The following is a 3170-nucleotide window of genomic DNA, read 5'->3' as shown; positions in this document are numbered from 1 at the left end:
CACCAACACCCCGCCCCCCGCTGCGGAGGCCACTCCACTGCCCTTCCCCGCGCCGCCAGTGTCGTTGCGTACTGGGGGAGGAGGGAGGTTTCCGACGGGGACGTGCCCTCCGAGGCGGCGAAGGCCTCGTAGGACGGGACCGTGCCCGAGACGATGCCCAGGTTCGCCGTGCCGGAGGCGGCGAGCTCGCGCAGGGACGCCTCTATCGTCGCCAGGTGCTCCTCGTGGGAGGGGTACTCCGCGGAGAGGGTGGGGTAGGCGTCGACCAGTTCCGCGAGTTCGGACGCGGGCCAGTGCAGGACCGCCACCGGGAACGGGCGGGACAACGCCTCGCGGTAGGTGCCGAGTTCGGCGCGCAGGCGGGAGATCTCCGCCTCCAGCTCCGCCGGGTTCTCCGAGCCGAGGGACCACACGCGCTTCGGGTCGTGCAGCTCGTCCAGGGAGACCGGGGAGGAGTGCAGGGTGTCCGCCAGGGTGTCCCACTCGTCGTGGGCCAGGCCCAGCATCCGGCGGACGCGGTGGCGGCCGAACAGCAAAGGGTGCGTGGAGTACGGGGGCTCCGGGACGTCCGTCAGGAGGGCCCTCGCGCCCTGCGTGAACGTCTCCTGCGCCTGTTCCAGCTCGTCGTGGGACTCCAGGGCCTCCGCGACGATCACCCAGGGGGCCGGGTCCCGGGGGGAGGCCGCCCGGACGCCGTCGATGATCGCGCGGGCCTCGGCCTCGTGGCCGTACTCCCACAGGTTCGCGGCCTTCAGGGCGCGGACGAGAAACGGGTTCTCCAGGCCGTCCTGCGCGGCCAGCAGACGGTCGTAGAGGGAGGACGCGGCAGGGCGGTCGCCGGCCAGTTCCAGATGGGCCGCGGCCTGCAGGAGCAGGGCTTCGGCGTCCTCGGGGTACCGGTCGGCGGTCCGCTCCAGGCGCGCCGCTTCGGCGTTGTGGTCGACGTTCTCGGCAGGCGTGTCGGGGCGCATGGGGGACACCGTACTGCCGATCAGTGTCGAAGGAGAGAGAGGTGCAGGCCAGGGGCCGCTTCGCGGGAAGCGCCCCGGCCCGCACCACGCCGTCCTCGGATCGGCCTCAGATCGTCACGCCGTCGATCTGCAGTGTCTGCACCGCCTTCGCCGCGAACGGCACCGCCACCGACTTCCCGCTCAGGAAGGTGTTGGAGTACGCCGCGTACTTGTCGCCGCCCGTCGTCACCGTGTTCCAGCGCGGGACCAGGCCGCCCGAGCCGCCCGTCACCGTCGTGAAGCGGGACAGGTCGAAGGTCAGGGTCTGGGCGGAGGTGGAGGTGTTCAGGGCCACGATGACCAGGCGCCTGGCCGTGGCGTCGTAGGCCGCGACCGCGTTGCTCACGCCCGTGTCGAGGATCTTCATCCCGGGGCGGATGTGGCGGCTGAACTGGGCCAGCACGTAGTACTTCGTCTCGATCGCGCCGGCCTGGAGGGTGCTGCCGTCGTACTTGATCACTCCCCAGCCCGCCGTCGGGTCCATGACCTGCCAGTAGACCCAGGCCGTCGGGTGCAGCCAGCGGAAGTCGTAGAGGAGGTTGAAGGCCGTGGTGTAACCGGTGCCGTCGCCGTCGCCGGTCTCGGAGTTCCACAGCTTCTTGCCGGCCGTGGTGACCACGTCCGTGTAGAGGAGGTCCCTGCGGCCGCTCGACCCCTGGTAGCCGTGCACGTTGACCTGGTTGACGTACCCCTTCGTGGTCGAGCTGAAGGAGTTCCAGGTGGTGCGGGCGAGGTCGTAACTGGTCTCGTCGGAGGCCGAGATCCGCACGCCGGTCAGGCCGCGGTTGTTCAACTCGCTGCGCAGGTACGGCAGTACGGCCGACTGGACGCTCGCGTCCATGTGGCAGCCCTCCTGCGTGCCGGTCGCCGTCCACCAGGACGAGGAGGGCTCGTTGAAGGCGTCGACCGTCGCGAAGTTCACGCCCCAGTTGTTCTTGGCGTAGAGGGCCACCGAGGCGAGGTGGGAGGCGTGCTGGCGGTAGTTCCAGGACTGGAGGTTGTTGCCGCCGTCCGAGGCGCCGGAGGGGTTGTGGTTCAGGCACATCCACCACATCGGGGAGTTCGCGAAGAGTTCCGAGGTGGCGCCCCGGGCCGTGGCCTTCACCAGCATCGCCCGCTGGTTGGCGTCCGCCGTCCAGTCCCACGCCGAGGACGTCGGGTTCTCGTTGTTCCAGTCCTGCCAGTAGCCCTCGATCTGCTTGAAGGCGGGGATGTTGGGCGAGGCGACCATGGCCGAGCCGCTCACGGTGTTCCAACTGCACGCGCCCAGGTTGTAGCGGGCGATGTTCAGGCCGAGGCCGGGGAGCGAAGTGCCGTTGTACGACGTCGACTTGGTGGTGAAGAAGATGTCGGCGAAGTCGTCCCGGGCGCCGAACACGTTGGCCCACCAGGCGAGCGAGGTGCCCCAGCCCTCCCAGGTGCCGTACGAGGTCCCCGGGCTGACGGCGATCGTGGCGTCCGCACGGGCGGTACCGGTGGCCAGGGCGCTGCCGAGGAGGGTGCCTCCTGCGGCTGTCAGCAGCGTTCTGCGTCGGATCATGGCTACTCCGAACTCCGATGGATCGACGCGGCCTTGTGACCCGCGTCGTGGCCTGCCCCGTTCATGCCAAACGAAGCATCGGGTGTGGCCAGTGGGGTTGTCGAGGGTTCTGACAGCCCTTCTTAAAACCGGTGGAGGAAGTTCGGTATACCGGACACGCCGACCGCCGTACCGGCTCTACGAGGCCCGCGGCACCGGCTCTACGAGGCCCTCGGCACTGGTGACTTGAAGGCCCCGCCCTTATCGTGCGGGCGGCCTCGGCCGAGGAGGTGGGTCCCATGCGGCAGCGCATCACGCACCACGGTTCCCGGCGCCGGCGCGAGCGTCGCCGGCGCGCGGTGCGGGCGGGCGGCGAACTGCTGGTCACCGTCGGCTGCGTGCTGCTGCTCCTCGTGGTGCACCAGCTGTGGTGGACCAACCGCGAGGCTCGGGACGGCGCTCAGCGCAAGGTCGAGGCGCTGGAGCGGGAGTGGGGGCGGGGCCAGGGGGCCGACCCAGGGTCCCCGTCCGCTCCCCGGGAACCGGGGGAAGCGCAGGAACCGCACGAACAGCAGTCGCCGGAGTCCTCGGCCGGTCAGGACCCCCACCTCACCACCCCGGCGCCGGACCCCTCCCAGGCC

At 70.4% G+C, this 3170-nt stretch carries 2 protein-coding genes and 1 pseudogene; 1 reads left to right on the top strand and 2 read right to left on the bottom strand.

All coding sequences use genetic code 11. The features are described from left to right. The coding region (locus AOJ26_RS41085; protein WP_053853407.1) for a hypothetical protein at positions 1-971 on the bottom strand (971 nt) is incomplete at its 3' end. A gap of 106 nt (positions 972-1077) precedes the next feature. Beyond that, positions 1078-2550: a beta-1,6-galactanase gene (locus AOJ26_RS41080; protein WP_053853406.1), complete on the bottom strand. Its 1473-nt coding sequence runs from the start codon at positions 2548-2550 to the stop codon at positions 1078-1080. A gap of 278 nt (positions 2551-2828) precedes the next feature. Between AOJ26_RS41080 and AOJ26_RS44815 the strand changes: the two are divergent. Then, positions 2829-3170: pseudogene (locus AOJ26_RS44815) on the top strand (class E sortase); the annotation flags it as partial.

The organism is Streptomyces sp. NRRL B-24085 (genome assembly GCF_001282115.1).
Taxonomy (GTDB): domain Bacteria; phylum Actinomycetota; class Actinomycetes; order Streptomycetales; family Streptomycetaceae; genus Streptomyces.
This window is presented reverse-complemented; position numbering and strand designations above follow the sequence as displayed.

Excerpts from the sequence above, each read along its gene's own strand:
- AOJ26_RS41080 (WP_053853406.1), bottom strand. The coding sequence starts at position 2,550 with ATGATCCGACGCAGAACGCTGCTGACAGCCGCAGGAGGCACCCTCCTC.